This window comes from Skermanella mucosa, from assembly GCF_016765655.2.
GTDB classification, from domain to species: domain Bacteria; phylum Pseudomonadota; class Alphaproteobacteria; order Azospirillales; family Azospirillaceae; genus Skermanella; species Skermanella mucosa.
This window is the reverse complement of the sequence record NZ_CP086106.1, coordinates 970,482-993,136: the sequence shown is the minus strand read 5'-3', so window position 1 is coordinate 993,136 and position 22,655 is coordinate 970,482. Positions and strand designations below refer to the sequence as shown.

21 protein-coding genes are annotated in these 22,655 nt (G+C 67.4%); 9 read left to right on the top strand and 12 right to left on the bottom strand.

The window, feature by feature from the left end; translation table 11 throughout:
* Nucleotides 1-332 precede the first annotated feature (332 nt).
* Nucleotides 333-3,395, bottom strand: a complete 3,063-nt coding sequence (locus JL100_RS04545; RefSeq protein ID WP_202681654.1) for an NACHT domain-containing protein — start codon at nucleotides 3,393-3,395, stop codon at nucleotides 333-335.
* Nucleotides 3,396-3,625: 230 nt separating this feature from the next.
* Between JL100_RS04545 and JL100_RS04540 the strand changes: the two genes are divergently transcribed.
* Nucleotides 3,626-4,540 (top strand): phytanoyl-CoA dioxygenase family protein, encoded by a 915-nt coding sequence (locus JL100_RS04540; protein WP_202681655.1) that lies wholly within the window; start codon nucleotides 3,626-3,628, stop codon nucleotides 4,538-4,540.
* A 188-nt stretch (nucleotides 4,541-4,728) separates the two neighbouring features.
* Here the strand turns inward: JL100_RS04540 and JL100_RS04535 are convergent, their stop codons facing one another.
* Both JL100_RS04535 and JL100_RS04530 read right to left on the bottom strand, forming a co-directional pair.
* Nucleotides 4,729-6,402, bottom strand: coding sequence for a methyl-accepting chemotaxis protein (locus tag JL100_RS04535; protein ID WP_202681656.1), 1,674 nt, complete (start codon nucleotides 6,400-6,402; stop codon nucleotides 4,729-4,731).
* 362 nt (nucleotides 6,403-6,764) lie between these two features.
* Nucleotides 6,765-7,661 (bottom strand): branched-chain amino acid aminotransferase, encoded by an 897-nt coding sequence (locus JL100_RS04530; RefSeq protein ID WP_202681657.1) that lies wholly within the window; start codon nucleotides 7,659-7,661, stop codon nucleotides 6,765-6,767.
* Nucleotides 7,662-7,738: 77 nt separating this feature from the next.
* Between JL100_RS04530 and JL100_RS04525 the strand changes: the two genes are divergently transcribed.
* From JL100_RS04525 to JL100_RS04505, 5 genes are all read left to right on the top strand, one after another.
* Complete coding sequence (locus JL100_RS04525) at nucleotides 7,739-8,245, top strand: MarR family winged helix-turn-helix transcriptional regulator (protein ID WP_158044038.1); 507 nt, start codon at nucleotides 7,739-7,741, stop codon at nucleotides 8,243-8,245.
* A 54-nt stretch (nucleotides 8,246-8,299) separates the two neighbouring features.
* Complete coding sequence (locus JL100_RS04520; protein ID WP_202681658.1) at nucleotides 8,300-8,983, top strand: response regulator; 684 nt, start codon at nucleotides 8,300-8,302, stop codon at nucleotides 8,981-8,983.
* Between the two features lie 43 nt (nucleotides 8,984-9,026).
* Nucleotides 9,027-10,394 carry an ATP-binding protein gene (locus tag JL100_RS04515; RefSeq protein ID WP_202681659.1) on the top strand — a complete coding sequence of 456 codons (1,368 nt, stop codon included), beginning with the start codon at nucleotides 9,027-9,029 and terminating at the stop codon, nucleotides 10,392-10,394.
* A gap of 192 nt (nucleotides 10,395-10,586) precedes the next feature.
* The gene (locus tag JL100_RS04510; RefSeq protein WP_228421071.1) at nucleotides 10,587-11,708 is read left to right on the top strand and encodes an HlyD family secretion protein; all 1,122 of its coding nucleotides are present in this window, start codon (nucleotides 10,587-10,589) and stop codon (nucleotides 11,706-11,708) included.
* A gap of 31 nt (nucleotides 11,709-11,739) precedes the next feature.
* A complete protein-coding gene (locus JL100_RS04505) occupies nucleotides 11,740-13,677 on the top strand; it encodes a glycosyltransferase (RefSeq protein WP_228421070.1) in 1,938 nt (645 codons plus the stop codon).
* 28 nt (nucleotides 13,678-13,705) lie between these two features.
* On the opposite strand, the gene JL100_RS04500 is transcribed toward JL100_RS04505, so the two are convergent.
* From JL100_RS04500 to JL100_RS04485, 4 genes are all read right to left on the bottom strand, one after another.
* Complete coding sequence (locus tag JL100_RS04500; RefSeq protein WP_202681662.1) at nucleotides 13,706-14,848, bottom strand: cache domain-containing protein; 1,143 nt, start codon at nucleotides 14,846-14,848, stop codon at nucleotides 13,706-13,708.
* A 141-nt stretch (nucleotides 14,849-14,989) separates the two neighbouring features.
* Entirely contained in the window at nucleotides 14,990-15,325 is a 336-nt protein-coding gene (locus JL100_RS04495) for a tRNA-binding protein (RefSeq protein ID WP_202681818.1), read from the bottom strand.
* A gap of 154 nt (nucleotides 15,326-15,479) precedes the next feature.
* Nucleotides 15,480-15,932, bottom strand: coding sequence for a phasin family protein (locus JL100_RS04490; protein ID WP_202681663.1), 453 nt, complete (start codon nucleotides 15,930-15,932; stop codon nucleotides 15,480-15,482).
* Between the two features lie 116 nt (nucleotides 15,933-16,048).
* On the bottom strand, nucleotides 16,049-16,684 hold the full coding sequence (locus JL100_RS04485; protein WP_202681664.1) for a TetR/AcrR family transcriptional regulator: 636 nt from the start codon (nucleotides 16,682-16,684) through the stop codon (nucleotides 16,049-16,051).
* Between the two features lie 197 nt (nucleotides 16,685-16,881).
* Between JL100_RS04485 and JL100_RS04480 the strand changes: the two genes are divergently transcribed.
* Nucleotides 16,882-17,745, top strand: coding sequence for a sigma-70 family RNA polymerase sigma factor (locus JL100_RS04480; protein ID WP_202681666.1), 864 nt, complete (start codon nucleotides 16,882-16,884; stop codon nucleotides 17,743-17,745).
* A 66-nt stretch (nucleotides 17,746-17,811) separates the two neighbouring features.
* On the opposite strand, the gene JL100_RS04475 is transcribed toward JL100_RS04480, so the two are convergent.
* The 5 genes from JL100_RS04475 to JL100_RS04455 all read right to left on the bottom strand — a co-directional run bounded on the left by JL100_RS04475 (nucleotide 17,812) and on the right by JL100_RS04455 (nucleotide 20,463).
* The gene (locus JL100_RS04475; protein WP_202681667.1) at nucleotides 17,812-18,105 is read right to left on the bottom strand and encodes a HigA family addiction module antitoxin; all 294 of its coding nucleotides are present in this window, start codon (nucleotides 18,103-18,105) and stop codon (nucleotides 17,812-17,814) included.
* Nucleotides 18,106-18,119: 14 nt separating this feature from the next.
* The gene (locus JL100_RS04470) at nucleotides 18,120-18,401 is read right to left on the bottom strand and encodes a type II toxin-antitoxin system RelE/ParE family toxin (protein ID WP_202681668.1); all 282 of its coding nucleotides are present in this window, start codon (nucleotides 18,399-18,401) and stop codon (nucleotides 18,120-18,122) included.
* A 99-nt stretch (nucleotides 18,402-18,500) separates the two neighbouring features.
* Nucleotides 18,501-19,316, bottom strand: coding sequence for a pyrroline-5-carboxylate reductase (gene proC, locus JL100_RS04465; protein WP_202681669.1), 816 nt, complete (start codon nucleotides 19,314-19,316; stop codon nucleotides 18,501-18,503).
* Nucleotides 19,317-19,319: 3 nt separating this feature from the next.
* The gene (locus JL100_RS04460; protein WP_202681670.1) at nucleotides 19,320-19,826 is read right to left on the bottom strand and encodes a type III secretion system chaperone family protein; all 507 of its coding nucleotides are present in this window, start codon (nucleotides 19,824-19,826) and stop codon (nucleotides 19,320-19,322) included.
* A gap of 262 nt (nucleotides 19,827-20,088) precedes the next feature.
* Nucleotides 20,089-20,463 carry an accessory factor UbiK family protein gene (locus JL100_RS04455; RefSeq protein ID WP_202681671.1) on the bottom strand — a complete coding sequence of 125 codons (375 nt, stop codon included), beginning with the start codon at nucleotides 20,461-20,463 and terminating at the stop codon, nucleotides 20,089-20,091.
* Between the two features lie 219 nt (nucleotides 20,464-20,682).
* On the opposite strand from JL100_RS04455, the gene lgt reads away from it, so the two are divergent.
* Together lgt and JL100_RS04445 are read left to right on the top strand one after the other, a co-directional pair.
* Entirely contained in the window at nucleotides 20,683-21,531 is an 849-nt protein-coding gene (gene lgt, locus JL100_RS04450) for a prolipoprotein diacylglyceryl transferase (RefSeq protein WP_202681672.1), read from the top strand.
* Nucleotides 21,524-22,621 (top strand): class I SAM-dependent methyltransferase, encoded by a 1,098-nt coding sequence (locus JL100_RS04445; protein ID WP_202681673.1) that lies wholly within the window; start codon nucleotides 21,524-21,526, stop codon nucleotides 22,619-22,621. The genes lgt and JL100_RS04445 overlap by 8 nt, the downstream gene beginning before the upstream one ends.
* Nucleotides 22,622-22,655 lie beyond the last annotated feature (34 nt).

Sequence of the window (22,655 nt, the reverse complement as noted above, 5' to 3'; positions counted from 1 at the left end):
TGGATGCATAAACTTATCGGAGTTTTTTGAACAAAACAAGAACATTGAATCGGACTGGGGTTTAGCGAACACGGATGGACACGTATTGGGGGAACCCCTCTGGCAGGCCCGGCGAAGCGGGCACCGGCGGTACGGGGAATGTGACTTGCGCTACCTGCGATCATCGAGGGCACAGCCTGCGCCCGGCGCATCGACGCACAGGGGAGACGGCTAATTCCGCAGAGGTGATCCACGGTGGCGCTCAGGATTGCGGCGCCATCTTCATTAACGGGGCGCTCCATAGCCCGCAATGAATGGTCTCGTCTTCAAATCGAAGAATGCGGCCATGTCCGTCACGCCCGCGAGGCTCGATCCATGCCAAGGATACGCAGTCCCGTGAGGCCGGACATCGCAGGCACATCCGTCACGCCCGTGCCGCTCAAATCGAGGATTTGCAGCCCCGTGAGGCCGGACAGCGTTGACACGTCCGTCACGCCCGTGCGTCTCAAATCGAGGTATTCCAGCCCCGTGAGGCCGGACAGCGCTGACACATCCGTCACGCCCGTGCCGCTCAAATCGAGGATTTGCAGCCCCGTGAGGCCGGACAGCGCTGACACATCCGTCACGCCCGTGCGTCCCAATTTGAGGAGTTCCAGCCCCGCGAGGCCGGACAGCGCTGACACATCCGTCACGCCCGTGCCGCTCAAATCGAGGATTTGCAGCCCCGTGAGGCCGGACAGCGTTGACACATCCGTCACGCCGGTGCGTCCCAAATCGAGGTATTCCAGCCCCGTGAGGCCGGACAGCGCTGACACATCCGTCACGCCCGTGCCGCTCAAATCGAGGATTTGCAGCCCCGTAAGGCCGGACAGCGCTGACACGTCCGTCACGCCCGTGCGTCCCAAATCGAGGTATTCCAGCCCCGTGAGGCCGGACAGCGCTGACACGTCCGTCACGCCCGTGTCCATCAAATCGAGGGATTGCAGCCCCTTGAGGCCGGATAGCGGGGACAGGTCGCTGACAAAGCGGCGCCAGCCGTCTTCCAGACCTTCTCCCTTACGGAGCCGCTCCAAAACATGCGGCAGGCTTAGGGGATTGAGAATCTGCACAAGCTCGTCAAGGACAGCCTTGGCTTTGGTATCGCGAAACTTCAGAATTTCGCACTTTGCCTTGCTCGTCCCAATCGTGCGCACAGCACGAATGGTCGCGACGGTCTGGGCCGTACCCCGCGGTTTTCGACGGGCCAGGCGATCGAGCACCCTCTCCCCGCCGCTGGCGAGCATGTCCGCCTCGGTAAGATTGGCGGGCGGGACCAGATCGTCTTCAAGGTTCGCCAACTCGGCACGAAGCTCTGGAGAGACTGCGACCGCATTGACACCGCAGGTCCAGGCGAGGATGTGCAGCGGGCGTTTCTTCTTTTCCGGAACCTTGGAGGCCGCCTCCAGGATATCCCCGATCAGCCGATCCGAGAAATCCTGGTTGTTGCCGCCGGCGGCCAGCAGGATGACCGGCCACCACTCCCGCTGATCCGCCCGCGCCGCCAGTTTCTCGGCGAAGCCACAGGTGATGAATTTCTCGGCGGCGAGGAATTCCTTGAGGGTGTTGTGGATGAAATCCACATGGTCGTTGGTCGCCTTGCGCAGCACGCCGCTGCGGTCGATCAGCACGTCGCGGAGCGCCGCAGGGTCAGTGACGGTCTGGCCGAACTTCGCCAGGGCTTCCTTAAGGATGCCGTCAAGGGCATCAAGCCTGATGGTCGATCCCCCCGGCCGCTTGGTATCGTCCACCATGTGATAGGCGATATCCCGGAGCAGCATGCGCTTCTGATCATCATCGAGGCGGCCGTAATCCGGGTCGATCGTCCCGACATTCAGCCTGCTCAGGATATCGCGGTCGTGGACCAGCATCCGGCACAGGACGTCGCACAGCTTATACTGGCGTAGAGGCAGATTGCCTCGACTGCCGTAATGCAGAGCGCAAAGCATCGCCAACATCAGCGGATTACTGCCGAGCCTTGCCAGTCCTGGTTCTGCGACAAGGCGGTCCTTCAGTGCCGCCTCGTGCTCCCTGAGGCTTTCCTTCTTCTTCGCGTCCGCTCCGCTGCTCATGGCGAGGTGCCATTTCTCAACCAGATGGGTCTGGTCAAGCGGGGCCAAGGGGTTGATGTCGGCATTGACGAAGCCGCAGTCGGCGAGCCAATCGCCGGGCACCGCCGTCGGGCGGCTCGTCACGGCGAACAGGCAATCGGGATAGTTCTCAGTTAACGATCTGATGCGCTTGGCGTATTTGGCTCGGCGGAACTTCGGGATCTCGTCCACCCCGTCGAGCAGGATGAAGCCCTGGCCGGATCTGAGGACATCCAGAATCCATCCCGCCGGCGGAGTGCCGATGTCGGCCGCGGCCTTGTCGGCGAATCTCTCGACGTCTGGCAGGTCGCCGTCGTATTCGCGCAACCTGAGCAGGAAGGGGACCAGCGTACGCCAATCGCGAGGGGGATTCGGGTCTTCATCCGATCGACCCTTGCGTGCCGTCTCCCATGACCGGCCGTCCAGCCCCTGCCCCATCTTCACCGTCGCCCATCGCATCAGCGTGGTCTTGCCGCTGCCGGCATCGCCGCGGATGAGAATCCGGCCGCCCAGACCCGGCAGCGCATTGAACAGACCTTCGGCGGTACGGCTTTCCGAATCACCATCCCTGCGGGTCCGGGACAAGCTGAGCGAGACATAGGCGACCGACAGCGCTTGCTCTTTGGCAGCTTCGGGAATATCGGCGCCGAACAGTTCCAGGGTTTCGTTGGTGCGCGCCATCCAGTTCCGGAAGCGGCTTTCGTAATCGGCGAAATCACCCGCCAAGCGGGATACGCCGGCTCCGATGGCCGACAGGGTTCCGGCCATCCGCCCCTGCCCGGCCAGCAGCGCGTCGATGCGGTCGAGGAAGGCGCGGGACATCTCCCCTGTGAAACGGGGCAGCGAGTCGGCCTTGGCGACCAGCGCTCGGGCCAGCCTGGGCAGGGCATGGTCATAGAGTTCCGCCTCCGCCGTGCCCAGATCGTCCGGCCTTGGGACCTCCCGCAGGGTCGCGGCGACGCGGCCGGCATCAAGGTTCCGAGCCAACAGCGCCTCGGCGGACGCGAGGGTGCGCACGGCGGATGCCAATGCCTCCGCCACCCGGCCGGCATCGACGGCGACGGACTCCGCGTCGAACGCCTTGGCCCCTTCTGTCGCGATCTCCCGGGCGAGAAGGTCGGCGAGGCGCTTGACCTTGTCCGCGGCCTCCCGCTGGTCGATATCCTTGGCCAGCAGGTCCATGGCGGCATGGGCGCCGCGGGCAACGCCGTCCAGTCCCGCGGACTTCAGGAGCAAATCCGCGATCGGGCCGCCGAGGATCTTCGTGAAGATTTCCGCCCGACCGACCATGATTCGATCCCCGATGAAAAACCAAACGCACTTGGTAGTAATATGGACGGATCCCTGTCGCAATCCGATTTACCTACCCGGTCGGCGCGACCTTTGCGCCCAGGACGGCGTGTCCGGGATTCCGGCGCCGCGACCTCGGATTAGAACAACTTCCGGAATGATTTCCGTTACCCGGGCGTGGAAGATGACGGCATCGGATCAACTGTAACTAGTTTCGTTCGGAGATCGAATTGACCGTCCTCGACGTGGTTCTCCACAAGACGCTCCCGTTCGACATGCGCTGGAACCTGGTGAAGCGCCGGCCCCGGGTGGCGCTCAGCAAGCATCAGATCGACACTTTCTGGAAGGAGGGGCACCTGACGATCCCCGACTTCATCGATACCGCCCAGGTCGACGAGATCGACCGCTCCTTCCAGCGGCTGTTCCGGACCCGTGCCGGCTGGAAGGAAGGCGATTTCTACGACATCGCCGGGCTGGACCAGGGCGACGAGTTCAAGCTTCCGCAACTGCTCCACCCCGCAAAATACGCGCCGGAACTGCTGCGCACGGCGTTCTGGGCCAATGCGGAGGCGGTCGCGAAGGCCCTGCTCGGCGCGGACGCCCGCTTCTCATTCGACCACGCGATCAGCAAGCCGCCGCATCCCGACTCCGCCACCCCCTGGCACCAGGACCAGGCGTTCCACCGGGCCGGGAGCCATGTGGAGAACATTACTATCTGGCTGCCCCTGCAGGACGTGGACGAGGAGAACGGCTGCCTGACCTTCGTTCCGGAGAGCCATACCGGGCCGATGCTGACTCACCGCAACTACCGCGACGACAAGCGGATCGAGGGCCTGGAGGCGGTCGGGGTCGATCTGGACAAGGTCGTGACGGTGCCGCTGCGCAAGGGCTCCGTCTCGATCCACCACAGCCGCACACTGCACTATGCCGGGCCGAATCTGTCCAACCGGCCCCGCAAGGTCTATTCGCTGCTGTTCGCCGTGCAGAAGCCGGAGCCGGTGGTAGCGGTCGATTATCCCTGGAACGTGGACAAGCCGACCGCCCGGCTGGAGCGCAAGCGGGCCTATGAGCAGCGCTGGTCCAACAGGGCGCAGCGGAGGATCAAGAACGCCCTGTCCAGCACCCTGCACCGGGTCGTCGGCTGAGGCGGGCGCTGAGACGGGGATGGGATGGGACGGGCCGCGGCTAGTAGCCCTGCACAGTGGATTTGATCGGTTTGCCGTAGGTCGGCCTCGGCCGAAGGCCGACGCCGACAGCGTGGCCGGAGCGTTGACGCAGTGTGTCGGCGTTCGCCCTGACGGGCGAAGGCCGACCTACGCCACTGAAGCCGCGCCTACGCGGCCCGCATGTCGTTGAGGAATTGCTTGACCTGGGTCCGCAGGTAGTCGAACTGCTTCGTCACCTCCTGGCTCGCCTCCAGCAGCTGGCGGGTCGTCTGGCTGGCGTCGACCACGCCCAGGGTGACCACGTTGATGTTGCTGGCGACCGCCTGGGTGCCGTTGGCGGCGTGGGCGGCCGCCTGCGAGATGTCCTGGGTGGTGATGTTCTGCTCCTCCACGGCGGCGGCGATGCCGGAGGCGATCTCCCGCGCGCCGTCGGTGACGGCGGAGATCGTGCGGATTTCCTCCACCGCGCGGTTGGTGACCTGCTGGACGCCCATGATCTGGTGGGTGATCTCGTCGGTCGCCTGGGCGGTCTGGCTGGCCAGGGCCTTGACCTCCGACGCGACGACGGCGAAGCCCCGGCCGGCTTCGCCCGCGCGCGCCGCCTCGATGGTGGCGTTCAGCGCCAGCAGGTTCGTCTTGCCCGCGATGTCGTTGATGAGCTGGACGATGTCGCCGATCTTGAGCGCCTGGGCGGCGAGGTCGGCGATGGTCCGGCTGGTCTGGTCGGCGGCGCTGGCGGTCTTGCGGGCGACGTCGACGCTCTCGTTGATCCGCTGGGCGATCTCGCTGGTGGTGGCGGACAGCTCCTCCGTCGCCGCGGCGATGTTGCCGACGTTGGAAATGGTGGTGTCGGTGGCGCGGGTGATCTCCGCGGTGCCGCGCTCGGCCTCGTTCATCTTCTCCGACATGGCGCGGGCGAAGGAGGCCATCTCGTCGGCCGACCGCGACACGGTGTCGAGCACGGACGCCATCTTGCGGTCGAAGTCGTTGGCCATGTTGCCGACCATCTCGACCCGCTTCTGCTCGGCCTCCGCCTTGAGGCGGTCCTGCTCGCGGGCGAAGTCGAGGACCTTGAGCGCGTTCTCGCGGAACACGCCGACCGCGCGCGCCATGGTGCCGATCTCGTCGCCGCGCCGGACCAGGTCCAGCTCGAAGTTCAGGTCGCCGCGCGTGATCTTCGCCATGGCTTCGGAGATGACCCCGGTCGGGCGAATGACCACGAGGCGGAGCAGCAGGTAGAGCGCGGTGACGAGCAGCGCCACGATCCCGATGGAGATCAGGGCCGACGCCATGGTGTCGTCCGCGATCGCCTTCATCACGGCGGCCCGGCTCCAGGCGACCGCCAGGGTGCCGATCCGCTCGCGCTGGCTGCCGAACGCCACCGGGATGATCATGTAGGTGTGGTCGTCGGTCGAGGCCGTCACGATGTTGCTGTCGGCCGGCAGCTTGTGGGACTCGACGAAGGCCTGGAGCAGGGACTTGTCGAAGCCGGGCTGCGCGAACTCGTTGAGGAGCTTGCCGTCGATGGCCTGCACCATCACCCCGTCCAGCCCGGCGCGCGGGTTCTGCGCGATCTCCTTGTAGGAGTTGGCCAGCGCCTCGGCCCGCGCATACTTCACCGCGCTGGACATGTTGTCACTCAGCGTCGCGGTGAGGATGGCGTTGCTGTCGTCGAAGGTGCTGAGCGCCAGGACGCGCGACGTGTAGCTCTGATAGGCGACGAGCCCGCCGAGCCCGCCGATCAGCAGCAGCGCAACAGACAGGATGACCTTCTGATTGATGCTCTTGAGCGAAAACCTGCTCCTGACCGGCTCCAAGCCTTGCTCCACACGCCCTCCCATCACGAACCCTCCTTGACCACCGAAGCCGATTTGCATTGGTTGCACAGTCCAAGACCATGGGCGTCCAGTCCGAGAACCGGCAGCCCCGCCCCGACACTACAATAGTCGGAAGTTCGGGATTGTATCTGAACAAGATGTCGCAGAGGTGATGACAAAGCTTATAAGTCTATGTAATTTTCGTAATCTGTCGCTTTCGCAATGTACGCCCGCGCACGTTACAGCCAGGGAAAGCATTGATACGCCGCACTACATCGGCTGACCGGGGGCGGTTCAAAGTGAAGCGCGGCCGGAGCAAAAGCAGAAGGGCGGCGGAAGCCGAAACTTCCGCCGCCCCGAAGCACTCCATGGCCGGAGCCGACAGGCTATTCCGCCGCCGCCGCCGCGGTGGCGCCGCGCACCAGGGTGTCGTAGTCGGTCATCAGCGTCTTGCACATCTGGCCGGGCGTGAACTTCAGGTCGTCGATCTGGCCGACCGGGGTCACCTCGGCGGCGGTGCCGGTCAGGAAGATCTCTTCGGCCGTCTTGAGTTCGTCCGGCATGATCGCCCGCTCGATCACCTCGATGCCGCGCCGCTTGGCGAGGTCGATCACGGTGCGGCGGGTGATGCCGTCCAGGAAGCAGTCCGGTGTCGGGGTGTGCAGCTTGCCGTCCACCGCCATGAAGAAGTTGGCGCCGGTCGCCTCGGCCACGCGGCCGCGGTAGTCCAGCATCAGCGCGTCGTGGAACCCTTCGTTCTCGGCCGCGTGCTTGCTCATGGTGCAGATCATGTAGAGGCCGGCGGCCTTGCTGCTGGTCGGCGCCGTGTTGGGAGCCGGGCGCGCCCATTTGCTGGTCTGCAGCTTGATGCCGGCCATCCGCGCCTCCGGCGAGAAATAGCTCGGCCACTCCCAGCAGGCGATCGCCACGTGGATGGTGTTCTGCTGGGCGGAGACGCCCATCATCTCGCTGCCGCGCCACGCGACCGGCCGCACATAGGCGTCGGTGTAGCCCTGCGCCTTGACCACCAGGTTGGTCGCCGCGTCGATCTCCTCGACGCTGTAAGGCAGCGAAAAGCCCAGCACTTCGGCGGACTTGGCGAGCCGCTCGGAATGTTCCGTCAGCTTGAAGACGGAACCGTTGTAAACCCGCTCACCTTCGAATACACAGCTTGCATAGTGCAGGCCGTGGGTCAGGACATGGACCTTGGCGTCGCGCCACGGGATCAGTTCGCCATCGAACCAGATCTGGCCCTCGCGGTCATCGAAGGGAAGCATGGACATCACAAACCACTTTCATTGTTAGATTATGTCTCGGCATGGCGGGTAACACGTAACATTCGGATTGCACTTGTGTCAACATGGCTGACGTAAAAACCGGGGTGAACCCCCTCTTCCTGCGCGAGGAGGAATTGCGCCAGGGCATGGAGCTGCTGTTCTACGCCTATCGCGACTTCACCGCCGAACCCGATGCAATCCTTGGCAAAATCGGCCTCGGGCGGGCCCATCACAGGGTCATATACTTCATCGGCCGGAACCCGGCGATCACAGTTACAGAGCTGCTATCGATTCTGCGCATAACGAAGCAGAGCCTGTCGCGCGTGCTGAGCGAGCTGGTCCGCCTGGGCTTCGTGACCCAGCGGCCGGGCGTGCGCGACCGCCGCCAGCGGTTGCTGGAGCTGACCGAGAAGGGCGTCGAGCTGGAGCGCCAGCTGTCCGAGAGCCAGCGCCAGCGGATCGCCAAGGCCTACCGCAAGGCCGGCGCCGTCGCCGTGGAGGGCTTCCGCGAGGTCATGCTGGGGATCATCGACGACGAGGACCGCCCGAAATTCACCGCCAGGATGGACCGCCCGCCCCCCAAACGCTGACAGGACAACGCTGACAGAACAACGCTGACCGGACAACGCTGACAGGATGCCGCCATGACCGAGGAGATGCCCCACATCCTGGTGGTCGACGACGACCTGAGGCTGCGGGAGGTGCTGCGCAAGTACTTGGTGAAGAACGGGTTCATGGTGACCACCGCGCAGCACGCGGCCGACGCCCGGGCCAAGCTCGGCAGCCTCGCCTTCGACCTGATCGTGCTGGACGTCATGATGCCGGGGGAAAGCGGCCTGGACCTGACCGAGAGCCTGCGGCGGGATAGCCAGGTGCCGATCCTGCTGCTGACCGCGCGGGGCGAGCTGGACGACCGCATCGCCGGGCTGGAAGCCGGTGCCGACGACTACATGAGCAAGCCCTTCGAGCCGCGCGAACTGGTCCTGCGCATCACCTCGATCCTGCGCCGGGTGCCCCGCCCGGTCGAGCCGATGGCCGACCTGCGGATCGGCAAATGGACCTTCGTCCCCGACCGGGAGGAACTGCGCGCCGGCGACGAGACGGTGCGCCTGACCAGCGCCGAGGCGGCCCTGCTGAGGGTGCTGGCGGGCCGGCCCGGCGCCATCCTGACCCGCGAGGAGTTGGCCGACCGCGCCGGCATCGTGGGCAATGCCCGCACCGTGGACGTCCAGGTCAGTCGCCTGCGCAGCAAGCTGGAGGACGACCCCAGGCTTCCGCGCTATCTCCACACCGTGCGCGGCGAGGGTTATGTTCTGAGACCGGAATGACTATACCGGCCGGGTCCCATTCCCGGGTTCACGAGGCAGGGCCATGACGGCGATACATGAACTGACCGCGCGCAGCTACGGCCCCGACCGGCGTGGGCCGCGCGGGCTGATCAAGCGGATGCTGCCCCAGACGCTGTTCGGGCGGTCGCTCCTGATCATCGTCACGCCGGTGATCCTGCTCCAGGTGGTCGCCACCTGGATCTTCTACGACCGGCACTGGGACACCATGACCAACCGGCTCGCCTTCGCGGTGGCCGGCGAGATCGGCATGGTGATCGAGCAGCTGGAACGCGACGTCTCCATGGCCGACCGGACGGACACGCTGGCCATGGCGGCGCGCACCATGGACCTGATCATCACCTTCGAGCCGGAGGCGGTCATCCCGAACCGGCGGCAGGAGCTGAGCAGCCTGCTGGAGCGCACGCTCGGCATGGCGCTGGACGAGCGCGTGCGGAAGCCCTTCACCGTGGACACCCGGGTCGCCAGCAACTGGGTCGAGATCCGCGTGCAGATGGCCGACGGCGTACTGTCGGTGATGGCGCCCGAGCGCCGCCTGTTCAGCTCGACGACCTATATCTTCCTGCTCTGGATGGTCGGCGCCGCCATGGTGCTGTTCGCCATCGCGATCATCTTCATGCGCAACCAGATCAGGCCGATCCGCCGGCTGGCCGCGGCGGCGGACGCCTTCGGCAAGGGCCGCGACGTGACCCGGTTCAAGCTGGAGGGGGCCTCGGAGGTCCGGCAGGCCGCCGCCGCCTTCCTGGTGATGCGCGAGCGCATCCAGCGCCAGATCAGCCAGCGGACCGAGATGCTGGCCGGCGTCTCCCACGACCTGCGCACGCCGCTGACCCGCATGAAGCTCCAGCTGGAACTGTTCGGCGACGGGCCCGACGTGGACGACCTGAAGACCGACGTGATCGAGATGGAGCAGATGATCGAGGGCTACCTGGCCTTCGCCCGCGGCGAGGGCGCCGAGACGCCGGTCCCGACCGACCTGAACCGCCTGATCAACGAGGCGGTCAGCGCCGCGCGCCGGGACGGGGCAATCGTCGACGTCCACCTGGAGGACGAGATGAGCCTGCCGCTCCGCCCGAACTCGGTCAAGCGCTGCCTGGCCAACCTGATCGGGAACGCGCGGCGCTACGCCGACCATGTCTGGGTCCAGGCCGGCCGGCGCGAAGACGCGATCGAGATCACCGTAGACGACGACGGTCCCGGCATACCGGCCGGTTCCCACGAGGACGTGTTCCGCCCCTTCTTCCGGCTGGAGGAGTCGCGCAACCGGTCGACCGGCGGCGTCGGCCTGGGCCTGACCATCGCCCGCGACGTGATCCGAAGCCACGGCGGCGACATCACGCTGGCGGAAAGCCCGCGCGGCGGCCTGCGCGCGGTGGTGCGGCTGCCGGTCTGACCCGTCGGCGCCGACGCCCTGCATATCCCGGTACGCTTACCGATTCTCAACAATCTTCCAGTAATACTTTCTGGAGTTGGAAGTATACTATATGGGAAGATCAAGGTGCCCAACAAATCGGCTAAGCTGATAGCCGGAGCGGTAATATCCGGTTTGGGTGTATATATCCTGATCGGTGAAGGTTTCTCGATCGTGAGCAGCGATGCCGTGATCAATGCCCGGGTCGCCATGGTCAGGTCTCCGATCGACGGGTATCTGGAAATGAAACCCCTGGCGATCGGCCAGCGCGTCCATGCCCGCGAGCCGCTGGGCAGCGTCACGGACGAGCGGGCCGACGATGCGCGGGTCCAGGACCTGGAGCGCGCCGCCGACGCCTTGGCGGCGGAGACCGCCCTGCTCCGGGCCAGGCTCGCCGACCTGAAGGGCAGCAGGGCGGAACTGGCCGGACGTACCTTGTCCTACCAGGAGGGCCGGCTCCGCCAGCTCCGCGCCCAGATCGACGAGGCGGAGGCCATGCTGGCCGGCGCGCGGGCGACCAGCCACGAGTCCGAAGCCACCCTGGTGCGGGCCGAGGAGCTGAAGGCCAAGGGCATCCAGTCCGCGGCCGTGCTGGACAAGGCGAGCGCCAGCCACAGCGTCGCGGCCCTGGCCGCGAAGGCGGCCGCCGCCCGGGTCGAGACGCTGAGGATCCAGCACGCGGCGGCCTCCAAGGGCACCTTCCTGGGCGACAGCTACAACGACACGCCCTATTCCAGCCAGCGGACGATGGAACTGGACCTGCTGGCCGCCGAACTGCGCGCCGGCCTGGAGGAGCGCACCGGCCGGCTCGCCAAGGTGCGCGACCACATCGCCGTGGAGCGCCAGCGGGTCGGCCGGATGCGCGAGGCGTTCCTGAACTCCCCCGTGGACGGCCGGGTCTGGGAAGCGGCGCTGGGCGCCGGCGAATATGCCCGCAAGGGCCAGGACATCCTGCGTCTGCTGGACTGCTCGACCACGGTGGTCACCGCGTCGGTCGGCGAGCGCGACTACAACCGCCTGCGGGTCGGCGACCCCGCCCGGTTCCGGCTGGCCGGCACGCGCCGGAGCTACGACGCGGTGGTCCTCCGGCTCGCCGGCTCGGGCGCCGCGACGGTCTACAACAACATGGCGATCAGCCCGGGGCCGGACCATCTCCAGCGCTACGACGTGGCCCTGTCGGTGCCCGGCCTGCTGCACGACCCGGAGGCGAACTGCGCGGTCGGCCGGACCGGCAAGATCTCGTTCTCCGGCATCGGCGGCGCGACCGGACGGCTGCGCTCCTGGCTGGGCCTGTAGGCCGATGGTCTTCTCGGCCCTGGAGGCCGGCATGGCGCCGTCGCTGGTGATCGCCGGGCTGGCCCTGGCGGTGCTGCCGTTCTGCTCGACCTCCGACGTGCGGGTGCGCGCCGTGCTGTTCCTGGTGTCGGTCGGCATGGGCTGGCGCTATATCGCGTGGCGGCTGGCCGAGACGCTGCCGCCGCCGGCGCTCGACGCCGATTTCGTCTGCGGCGCCGCCTTCATGACGCTGGAAACCCTGGTGATGCTGGGGTCTACCCTGTCGTCGCTGATCCTGTCCAGGACCCGCGACCGGCGGGACGAGGCGACGGCGAACGCGCGGTGGTGGCCGGCCGACCGGCCGCCCCAAGTGGACGTCCTGATCACCACCTACAACGAGGAAGAGGCGATCCTGTCGCGGACGATCGCCGGCGCGGTGGGCATCGACCACCCCGCGCTCCGGGTCTGGGTGCTGGACGACGGCCGGCGGGACTGGCTGCGCGATCTGTGCGCCGCCCGGGGCATCGGTTACCTGACGCGGTCCGACAACAGCCACGCCAAGGCCGGCAACATCAACAACGGCCTGGCGCACTTGGCGACCCTGGAAAGGGAACCGGAATTCATCGTCGTGCTCGACGCCGACTTCGTCGCCCACGACGACTTCGTCAGCCGCACGCTGGCCCTGTTCCACGACCCGACGGTCGGGCTTGTCCAGACGCCGCAGCATTTCTTCAATCCCGACCCGATCCAGTCGAACCTGCGGATCGGCCGGGCCTATCCGGACGAGCAGCGCTTCTTCTTCGACCATCTCATGGCCTGCCGCGACGCCTGGGGCATCGCCTTCTGCTGCGGCACCTCCTCGATGATGCGGTGGGACGGGCTGAAGGCGATCGGCGGCTTCCCGACCGACAGCGTGACCGAGGACTTCCTGGTCACGCTGCGCCTGAAGCAGCATGGGCTGCGTACCGTCTACCTGAACGAGCGGCTGAGCGACGGCCTGGCCCCGGAGGGGATGAAGGAGTACGTGACCCAGCGCGGGCGCTGGTGCCTGGGGCTGATGCAGATCGTCCGCGGCCCGCTCAGCCCGTTCCGGCGCAACCGGTTGGACTGGATGGACCGGCTCGGCCTGCTGGACGCCCTGCTCTACTGGAGCTCGACCTTCTATTTCCGGCTGGTCTGCCTGCTGATCCCGGCGCTCTACTGGTGGTTCGGCATCAGCGCGGTGAACGCGCCGTTCCACGACGTGGTGGTATATTTCATACCCTATTTCGTCGCCGTCATGATCGCGCTGAACTGGACCACGCACGGCAAGATCATCCCGATCATGAACGATGTCAGCCAGGTGCTGACCATGTTCGAGATCAACCGGGCGGTATTCACCGGCCTGCTGCGGCCCGAGGGCCAGAAGTTCAAGGTCACCGCCAAGGGAGGCGAGCGCAGCCGGCGGATCGTGCAATGGGTCATGATGCGGCGGTTCGGCGCGCTGGCGCTGATGACGGCCGGCGGCATGGCCTATGCCATGCTGTCGGATTACGCCCCGGACGGCGGCGCCGGGGACGGCAAGCTGGTGATCCTGTTCTGGAGCTTCTACAACCTGATCGTCCTGCTGCTGGCGATGACCGTCTGCATCGAACTGCCCCGGCTGCGCGGCGACGAACGCTATCCGACCGACGAGCAGGTCGAGATGGAACTGGCCGGCGACCTGATCCCGGCGCGCCTGATCGATATCTCGATCGGCGGAGCGCGCATCCATGGGACCGTCCCGACGGATGTCGGCGAGGGTTTCCTGCTCCATGTCGCCGATGTCGGGGTGATGCCGGTCACGGTCGTCGACGAGCGCGACGGCGCGTTCATGGTGAAGTTCCTGCACGACGCCGAGACCCGCGACAGGATGATCCGGAAGATCTATTCGGACGATTACCAGCTCAACGTGTCGCGGGTGAACTGGCGGGGCCTGCTGGCCGGGCTCGGCAGCCGGGCCACCCAGTAGGCCGCCGGCGGCGCGGAGCCCGGCCGGTTCAGGCGGCGGGAGCCTTGGACCGGCCGGAGACGCGTCGCCGCAGCCTCGCGTCGAGGTCGACCAGCGCGCTGGAGAGCCGGAAGACCTCGGCATAGGAGCGGGCGTAGGGGATGCGGGCGTCGTGGTCGTACTCGCGGATCCGGTCGGCAGCCTCCGCGATCTCCAGCAGCGGCCGGGTGATCCGCTTCGCCAGAACAGATCCGACGAACGCGGCGGCAAGTGCCGCGCCCAGGCCGAGCAGCGCCAGGTTCCACTGGAACCGCCGGATCGGGGCCAGGACCTTGTCGGCGTCCTGGCGCACCACCACGGCCCAGCCGAGCCCCGGATAATCGCGATGCCCCGCCGTGAGGGTGGTGGCGGTCAGGTAGTCGCGGCCGTCGGGCCATGTCTCCAGGCCGTAGCGCGTGCCGCCCTGGCGCGCGGCGCCCAGGCTGAGCAGGTCCAGCTTCCCGCCGACCAGGCCGTCGGGACCCATCAGGACGTCGCCTTCGGCGCTGACGATCAGCGCTTCGACGCTCTCGCTCCGGTCGCCGCGGACAGCGAGGACCGAGGCGGTGATCTCCTCTCCCCAGGACCAGCTGAGATGGGCTCCCAGCACACCGAGCGGAACGCCGTCGGCACGCCTGAGCGGCATGGAGACGTCGACGAAGCGCAGCGGATCGCCATCGGCGTTCGGCGGCAGTTTCTTGGCGAGGAGCAGCGCCTCGTGGACGTCGCCGGCGAACATGTTCCGGCTGCCGGCCCGGAACCAAGGCCTGCCCGACACGTCGGCGCCCTCGAGCAGGCGCCCGGTGCTGACGAGGACCTTGCCCTCCGGGCTCGCCAGGCCGACCCAGGCATATTCGGGGGAGCTCCGCTGGAGGGTCTCGAGCTTGACCCGCAGCCGGTCGGGATCGGAATCGGGTTCCAGGGTTTCCTGGATCCGGCCGATCATCCGGATGTCCTGCCACCGCTCGAACATGCTGCGGTCCAGCTTGTCGGCGATCTGGGCACTGAGATCCAGCGCGCCGGCGCCCGCCTGGTCGCGGAGGCGGCTGCCGATCGTCCCGTTGGCGAGCAGGCTGACCCCGGCCACCGGCGCGATGCACAGTACCGCGATGCTGACGGACAGGAGAGTGGAAAGGCTTCTTGGATTTTTCATGAATTACCGCAAAACTGTAGTAACGGCAAGCATGATGCATCGCCATTTACAGGACGCAGTAAGTCATCCCCGCTTTACATCGGATGAACGAGCGGGGATTTATTTATACGGTGTCTGTCCGCCGGGGCCGGGAAAGCGGTGTCAGTACAGCCGCCCGCCGTCCGGAACCTTGCGCTCCGGCGTGACCAGCACGACGTCGCCGTTCTCGTCGGGAAAGCCCAGGACCAGCACCTCGGACATGAACTTGCCGATCTGCTTGGGCGGGAAATTGACGACGCCGGCGACCTGGCGGCCGACCAGCGTCTCGGGCGTGTAGTGGCGGGTGATCTGGGCGGAGGTGCGGCGGACCCCGATCTCCGGACCGAAATCCACCTGGAGCTTGTAGGCCGGCCGGCGCGCCTCGGGATAGGGCTCCACGGCGGTGATCGTCCCGACGCGGATGTCGACCTTGAGGAAATCCTCGAAGCCGATGTTCATGGTGGCCGTCATTTCGGTCTTGCCCGTCATCCGCAGTCCCCCTTCTTTTTCAGGGCGCGCAGGCTACCGGCAGGACACCTGAAAAACAAGGCCGCCGCCGGTTGCCCGGCGGCGGCCCCGATCCGGAGGAAACCGGATCCTGCCTCGATGGGCCTTACTTCGCGGCCTTGGCCTTTGCGACGACCGACTTCAGCTCTTCCAGGCTCTCGCTGACGCGCTTGTTGATCACGTCGGCGGCCTCGGTGTTGGACTTGGTGACAAGTTCGGCCAGCTCGCGGGTGTTGGCCAGAGCCTTCTCGAAAGCGGCCTTCACGAGGTCGGCCTGCTTGGCGACCTTCTCCTCCGGCGAGCCGGCGGCGAGCAGCTCGGACACGATGGAGGTGGTCTGCTCGATGGTCTGGCGCAGGATCTCGGACTGGCGGCGGGCAACGGCCTGGAAGCCCTCGAAGGCGAGCTGGTTGGCGGCGGTCAGGGCCTGGATGTTCTTCTGCTGCGCGGCGAGCGCGGACTCGACGTCGACGCCCGGAAGCTTGAATTCGGACATCAGCTTCGAAACGTCGGTGAACTTGGAAACGTCGACGTCGAAGAACGGGTTAGTCTTTGCCATGTGCCATCCCCTTGAGAGCATTCGTCGTTGCTGCGCCGCAACAGGTGTGATGCCGCATCATGCAGATTGCGCAATTCTGCGTCAACTTCTTTTGTGCAGCGCAACAACGACGTCCCTCAGGCCGTTACGCTTGGTTGGTCCGGAATGTCATCCGGCCGGGAGCCGCCGCTGCGGCCCGGGCGGGAGCGCAGGGTGCGGGAGAACTGCTCCGCCTGGCGCAGCCTAGCGTCGAGAGCCGCCATGGTGCGCGACAGATCGGCGCTGTCGTCAGTCAGCCAGACCCTCATGACCGCCAGGTAAACCGCCCCCAACCCCTTGACCCGTAACGCGCCGGCGAAACCGTCCGCCGAAATCCCGGCGGCTTCCAGCATCCAGGCGAGCGACCGCCGCAGGGAACAGGCGTGCCACGCCGCGGCGACCGGATCGGAGCGCAGGTCGCGGGAAATGCTCTCCACCGCGGCCCGGTAGGGGGTCAGTGCGTCAAAGCGGCGCATCATGACGTCGAACAGCCGGTCGCGCGGGGACTCCCCCTCGTCGGCCTCCCCATCCCCGGACAGCACCGCCTCGTCGATCTGGCGGGAGAACCCGCGCAGGATGTCGGGTTTGCCCGGAAAGACCCGGTATATGTCGGCCAGCGACAGCTTCGCCTCGGCGGCGATGTCGGCCATGGTCGTGGCCCGCCACCCCTTGTCCGCGGCCCGCTTCATGGCGGCATCGATGATTTGACGCGACAGATCAGCCTTCTTGGCCATGGTTTCAGTGATTCCCGTGCAGTTCGTTTGCCATGCCCTTAAGATTGGGCCGGCGGCGCGGATGCCAAAGCCCCCTGGCCGAATTGCCCTGTCCGGCGGTGACGATCGGCGCGATGAGGAGTTGACTGTGTGCAAGGGCATGCGATGCTGCCGCGCCTCCCCCGTCGGGCGCGAAACCTGCTTCGGGCATGAAAACCATGACTGCTTCGTTCGGCTGGGCCTCCGGCTGCCTCATGACACTGGCTCACCGGCTTCCCTATCTGACCCCGGATGAGGAGCGCGACCTGGCCTTGCGCTCGGCGGCCGGCGACCAGGTCGCGGCCGAGCGGCTGGTCGCGAGCCACCTGCGCGTCGTGGTCCGGATCGCCCGCAGCTACGGGCGGTTCGGCCTGCCGGTGAACGACCTGATCCAGGAGGGCACGCTCGGCCTGATCCAGGCCGTCCGCAAGTTCAACCCCGACGGCGGGTCGCGCCTCGGCACCTACGCCATGTGGTGGATCCGGGCCTCGATCCAGGATTACGTGGTCCGATCCTGGTCGCTGGTGCGGGTCGGCAAGACCGCCGCGCACAAGGCCTTGTTCTTCGCCCTCAAGAAGGTCGCCGCGGAACGGAAGACCTCGTCCGACGGGCTCGACGACGAGGCGCTGGCCGTGCTGGCGACCCGGTTCGACATGCCCCGCGCCGAAGTCTCGGGCCTCGCCCACAGGATCGCGAGGTTCGACCAGTCGCTCGACCTGCCGGCCGGCGACGGCGAGGAGGCGGAAAGCCTGCTGGACCGGCTGCCCGCCGACCAGCCGAGCCCGGAGGAGATCGTCGAGCAGCGCAGCATGGGCCGGACCTGGACCAACCTGATCGACCGGGCGCTGGCCATGCTGCCGGCGCGCGAGGCCGCGATCATCCGCCACCGCCACATGAGCGAGGCGGCGCCGACCTTCGAGGCGATCGGGCGGGAACTCGGCATCTCCAAGGACCGGGTGCGGCAGCTCGAGAAACGCGCCCTGCTGCGCCTGCGCGAGATGCTTCAGCCGCTCGCGGCCGCCCACGGCATGCCGGGCGGCTGACCGGCCGTCCGATTCGGAGCGCGCCGGCGGCTCCGCACCTCGGCATCTAGGGCAGGTAGAGCGGGATCAGGCAGCCCTGGGCCGGACCCGCGCCTCGATCTCGGCCCCAACCGCATCGCGGGCCGTTTCCAGATCATAGGTCGTCTGCATACCGAGCCAGAACTCGGCGGAGGTGCCGAAATACCGGGCAAGCCGCAGGGCCATGTCGGGCGTCACGCCGCGTCGGCCGTCGAGCAGATCGCCGACCAGCGTTTCGGGAACGTCGATGGATCGAGCCAGCACGGAACCGCTCATGCCCAACGGCTTCAGGAAGTCTTCCCCGAGCACGTCTCCGGGATGCGTTGGTGGGAAATCCGCCATGATCAGCCTCACGGTCAATGGTAATCGACGATCTCGACATCATAGGCATCGCCGTCCCGCCATTCGAAGCAGACCCGCCACTGATCGTTGATCCGAATGCTGTGCTGGCCCAGCCGATCGGCGGAAAGAGCCTCCAATCGGTTGCCGGGCGGCGCTCTCAGGTCGTTCAGGCTCCTGGCGTTGTGGATCTGCGTCAACTTGCGGTGGGCGGCCTTTACGATATCGTTCGGCAGCGCCTTGATGAAACGCCGCTGCCACGTGGCCTCCGCCGCCTGATTTCCGAACGACTTGATCATGACCGATGCTAACGATCGCCGCTGTCGGATGCAAGACGGCCCGGAATCAGTCGCTCGACCTGCCGGCCGGCGACCGAGGGAAAACACCGTGCGAGACCACTAGCCCGCGAGCTGGCGCGACCGGGCGGTGGCGGCGGCGACGGCACGGTCGAACAGGGGCTGGATCCCGTCCTCCGCCATCAGCACTTCCAGCGCCGCCTGGGTGGTCCCGTTGGGGCTGGTGACGTTCCGGCGCAGCACGGAGGCCGGCTCGGCCGACCGCATCGCCAGTTCGCCGCTGCCCGCGACCGTCGCCCGGGCGATCCGCATCGCCAGATCCTCCGGCAGCCCGGCCGCCGTGCCGGCTTTCGCCAGCGTCTCGATCAGCAGGAAGACATAGGCGGGACCGCCGCCCGATACCGCGGTGACGGCATCCAGCAGACCCTCGTCCTCGACCCAGGCGACCTGCCCGACCGCGCCCAGCAGCGTATCGCACAGGCGGCGCTGGTCATCCCTCACCGCGGCGTTCGGGACGGCGACGGTCATGCCGCGGCCGACCGCGGCCGGGGTGTTCGGCATGGCGCGGACGATGGCCGCCTGCGCGCCCAGGCGCTCCGCGAAATAGCCGATGGTCTTGCCCGCGGCGATCGACAGGAACACCGTGCCCGGACGGGCGAAGTCCGCGTAGCCGGGAACAACCTCGTCCATCACCTGCGGCTTGACGGCGAACACGACCACGTCGGGATCGAAGCCCGGCGGGATCCGCGACGGGCCGGCGCAGCGCACGATCCGGTGCTCGCCAGGCGCGGAATCAGCCCCGAAGGCGCCCTGCGGCTCGACCACGACCACGTCGTCGACCGTCCGCGCGGCGAACCAGCCGTCCAGCATGGCGCCACCCATCTTGCCGCATCCGACCAGAAGCAGCGAGCACCCCATCGCTCAGGCCTCCCCCACGGTGTCCAGGATGGCCGCGGTCACGGCCTCCGACGCCGACTTGCCGCCGGAGATGACGAACTGGAAGGCGGGATAGAAGCGCTCGCACTCCATCAGAGCGATCTCGACCAGGTCTTCCATCTGCTCGATGCTCGCCCGGGGCGCTCCCCGCAGCAGCGTCGTGTGGCGGAACATGGGGGTGTGCTCGTCCGGACAGACGTCGAAATGGCCCAGCCACATCTTGGCATTGACCTCGGACAGAAGCTCGTTGAGCTCGTGCCGGCGGGCCTTGGTCGCCTTCATGTCGAACTGGCAGGAGAACTGCATCGCGCTCACCTCGCCCTGCCAGACGAAATAGAGGCGGTAATCGCACCAGCGCGCGGCGATCTCGACGATCAGCTCATCCTCGTTGGACCGGTCGAACGGCCACTCGTTGGCCACGACGATCTCTTCGACGATGTCCAGGGGATTGAGCGTTGACGTGGGCGTTTCTTCGACGGCTACTGCCGACATGCCTGCGACTCCCTAATCGCGCGGTGAACGGCGTTCGCCCCGGTCGCCACCGGAAACGGCCCGATCCCGAGGGCCCAGCCGGCATGTACCGTCTGATGTGCTATGCCCCGAGATGTCGTATCCGGATGGTCATGGGGCTACTACCCCGAGGACCGTGACAGAACGGCCCCGCGCTCGCAACAGAATTCCATAAATTCGGACGCATCCCGGCCCGCCCGCGACCGGACGGATCGCGGACGTATCGACGGCCGGGACGGGACGATCAGGCGCCGCCGGGCGCGGAACCTGACGCGGCGCCCCCCGCCTGGTCCCCGGCGGGCTTGGCGGCGTGGCCGCCGGCCGGGCGTTTCGGGCCGGCCGTCTCGTGGACCAGCTCGCGTTCGGCCAGAAGGGTCGCGACGAGCGCCTCCAGCGCGGTCACCCGGTCCGACAGTTCCTCCTGCTCGGAGCGGGCCTTCACCGCCATTTCGCGGGCGGCCTCGAACTCCTCCCGGCTGACCAGGTCCATCCGGCTGAGGATGCGTTCGAACTGCTGGCGCACCTGCGCCTCGACCTCCCCGCGCAAGCCGGTCAGCGCGCCGACAGCGCCGCCCGCCACCCGGGCCAGATCGTCGAGAAGCTTGTTATCGACCTGCATGGATCCGTATCCTCCAAAGAGACACTATTATGGGCATGGGCCGGGGCCGAATCAACGCCGCATCGTCCGGGGGGCGCGGCCGGTGCGGCAGGGGTGCCTTGCGGCGGCGCGGCAAGGAAGCCTATAAGGGCGCCAGCCCCGGCGGGTTACCCCGTCCCCTGGCCAGTCCCGCGGGCGGTATTTCCCGGGGCCGCCGCCGCACCGAAGTCGAACCGCGCCATGCTTGCCATCCTGTTCCCCGCCATCGACCCGGTCGCGATCCAGATCGGTCCCCTTGCGATCCGCTGGTACGCCCTGGCCTATCTGATCGGCTTCGTCGCCGGCTGGCGGTACTGCATACACCTGGCGCGCAAGGACGAGCGGCCGCCGACCGCGGTAGACTTCGACGATTTCCTGACCTGGGCGGTGGTCGGCGTGATCCTGGGCGGCCGGATCGGCTACGTGCTCTTCTACAATACCGGCTATTACCTGAGCAATCCGCTGGAGGCGCTCGCGGTCTGGCACGGCGGCATGTCCTTCCACGGCGGGCTCCTCGGGGTGATGGCGGCGATCCTGCTGTTCTCGCGCCGGCGCGGGTTCTCACCGCTGGCACTCGGCGACCTCATCGCCTGCGCCGCCCCGATCGGCCTGTTCTTCGGGCGCATCGCGAACTTCGTGAACGCCGAGCTGTGGGGCCGCGTGGCCGACGTGCCGTGGGCGGTGATCTTCCCGGGGGAACGGGCGGGCGGCCTGCCCCGCCATCCCAGCCAGCTGTACGAGGCGGCGCTGGAGGGGCTTGTGCTGTTCGCGGTGCTGGCCGTGCTGGCCCGGCGCCCCTCGGTCAGGGCAAAGCCCGGGCTGCTGGCCGGGATCTTCTTCATCGGGTACGGCCTGTCGCGGATCTTCGCCGAATATTTCCGGGAACCCGACCCGCAACTGGGCTTCCTGCTGGGCGGCCACGCGACGATGGGCCAGATCCTGTCCGTCCCCATGGTGCTGTTCGGGCTGGCGCTGGTGGTCCATGCCCGGCGCCGGGGCCGGGCGGAAGGGCGGCGCCCGGCCGGCCGGGCGGATGCGCGGGATGGATGACGGCGGCCTGGTCGGGCACCTGAAGCGGCGCATCGCCGTCGAGGGGCCGATTTCCGTGGCGACCTTCATGGGCGACGTCCTGGGGCACCCCCGGTATGGCTACTACATCACCGCCGACCGGTTCGGCGCCGCGGGCGACTTCGTGACGGCGCCCGAGATCAGCCAGATGTTCGGGGAACTGATCGGACTGTGGTGCGCCCATACCTGGTCCGCGATGGGAGCGCCCGACCGGGTCAACCTGGTGGAGCTTGGACCGGGGCGCGGCACCCTGATGCGCGACGCCCTGCGCGCCGCCGCGATGGTGCCCAAGTTCCGCGACGCCGCCCGGGTCCATCTGGTCGAGACCAGCCCGGTCCTGCGCGAACGGCAGCGCGAACTGCTGGCGCCGGTCTTGGAGGATTGCCCTCCCCGCTGGCACGACGCGCTGGCCGGGGTGCCCGACGGCCCGCTCCTGGTGATCGCCAACGAGTTCTTCGACGCCCTGCCGATCCGGCAATTCGTCAAGACCGCACACGGCTGGACCGAGCGGATGGTCGATGTCGACGAGGCGGGCGGCGGTTTCCGCTTCGTGCTCGACCGCCGGCCGGGTCCCGTCGAGGCGCTGATCCCGGCCGACATCCGGGAGTTGCCGCCGGGCAGCGTGTTCGAGGCGTGCCCCGCCGCGCTGGCGGTCGCGCACGAGTTGGGCGCCCGGCTGGCGACGTCGGGCGGAGCCGCCTTGATCTGCGATTACGGCCATCCCGTTTCCGCGGCTGGCGAGACGTTGCAGGCGGTTCGGCGCCACGCCTTCGTACCGGTGCTGGAGTCGCCCGGAACAGCCGACCTGACCGCCCACGTGGATTTCGGGATGCTGATCGAAGCGGCGCGGTCGGGCGGTGCCAGTGCCTGGGGGCCGACGACGCAGGGCGCGTTCCTGACGGCGCTGGGCATCCGGGAACGGGCCGGCCAGCTGCGCCGGCGGGCGACGCCGGCGCAGGCGACGGACATCGATTCGGCCGTGCATCGCTTGATCGACGGGACCGAGATGGGCACACTGTTCAAGGTCCTGGCCCTCACCGATCCCCGGCAGGAGGGTGCCGCGGGATTGTGACGGGCCGAGCGGCAAGGACCCGAAACGGAACACT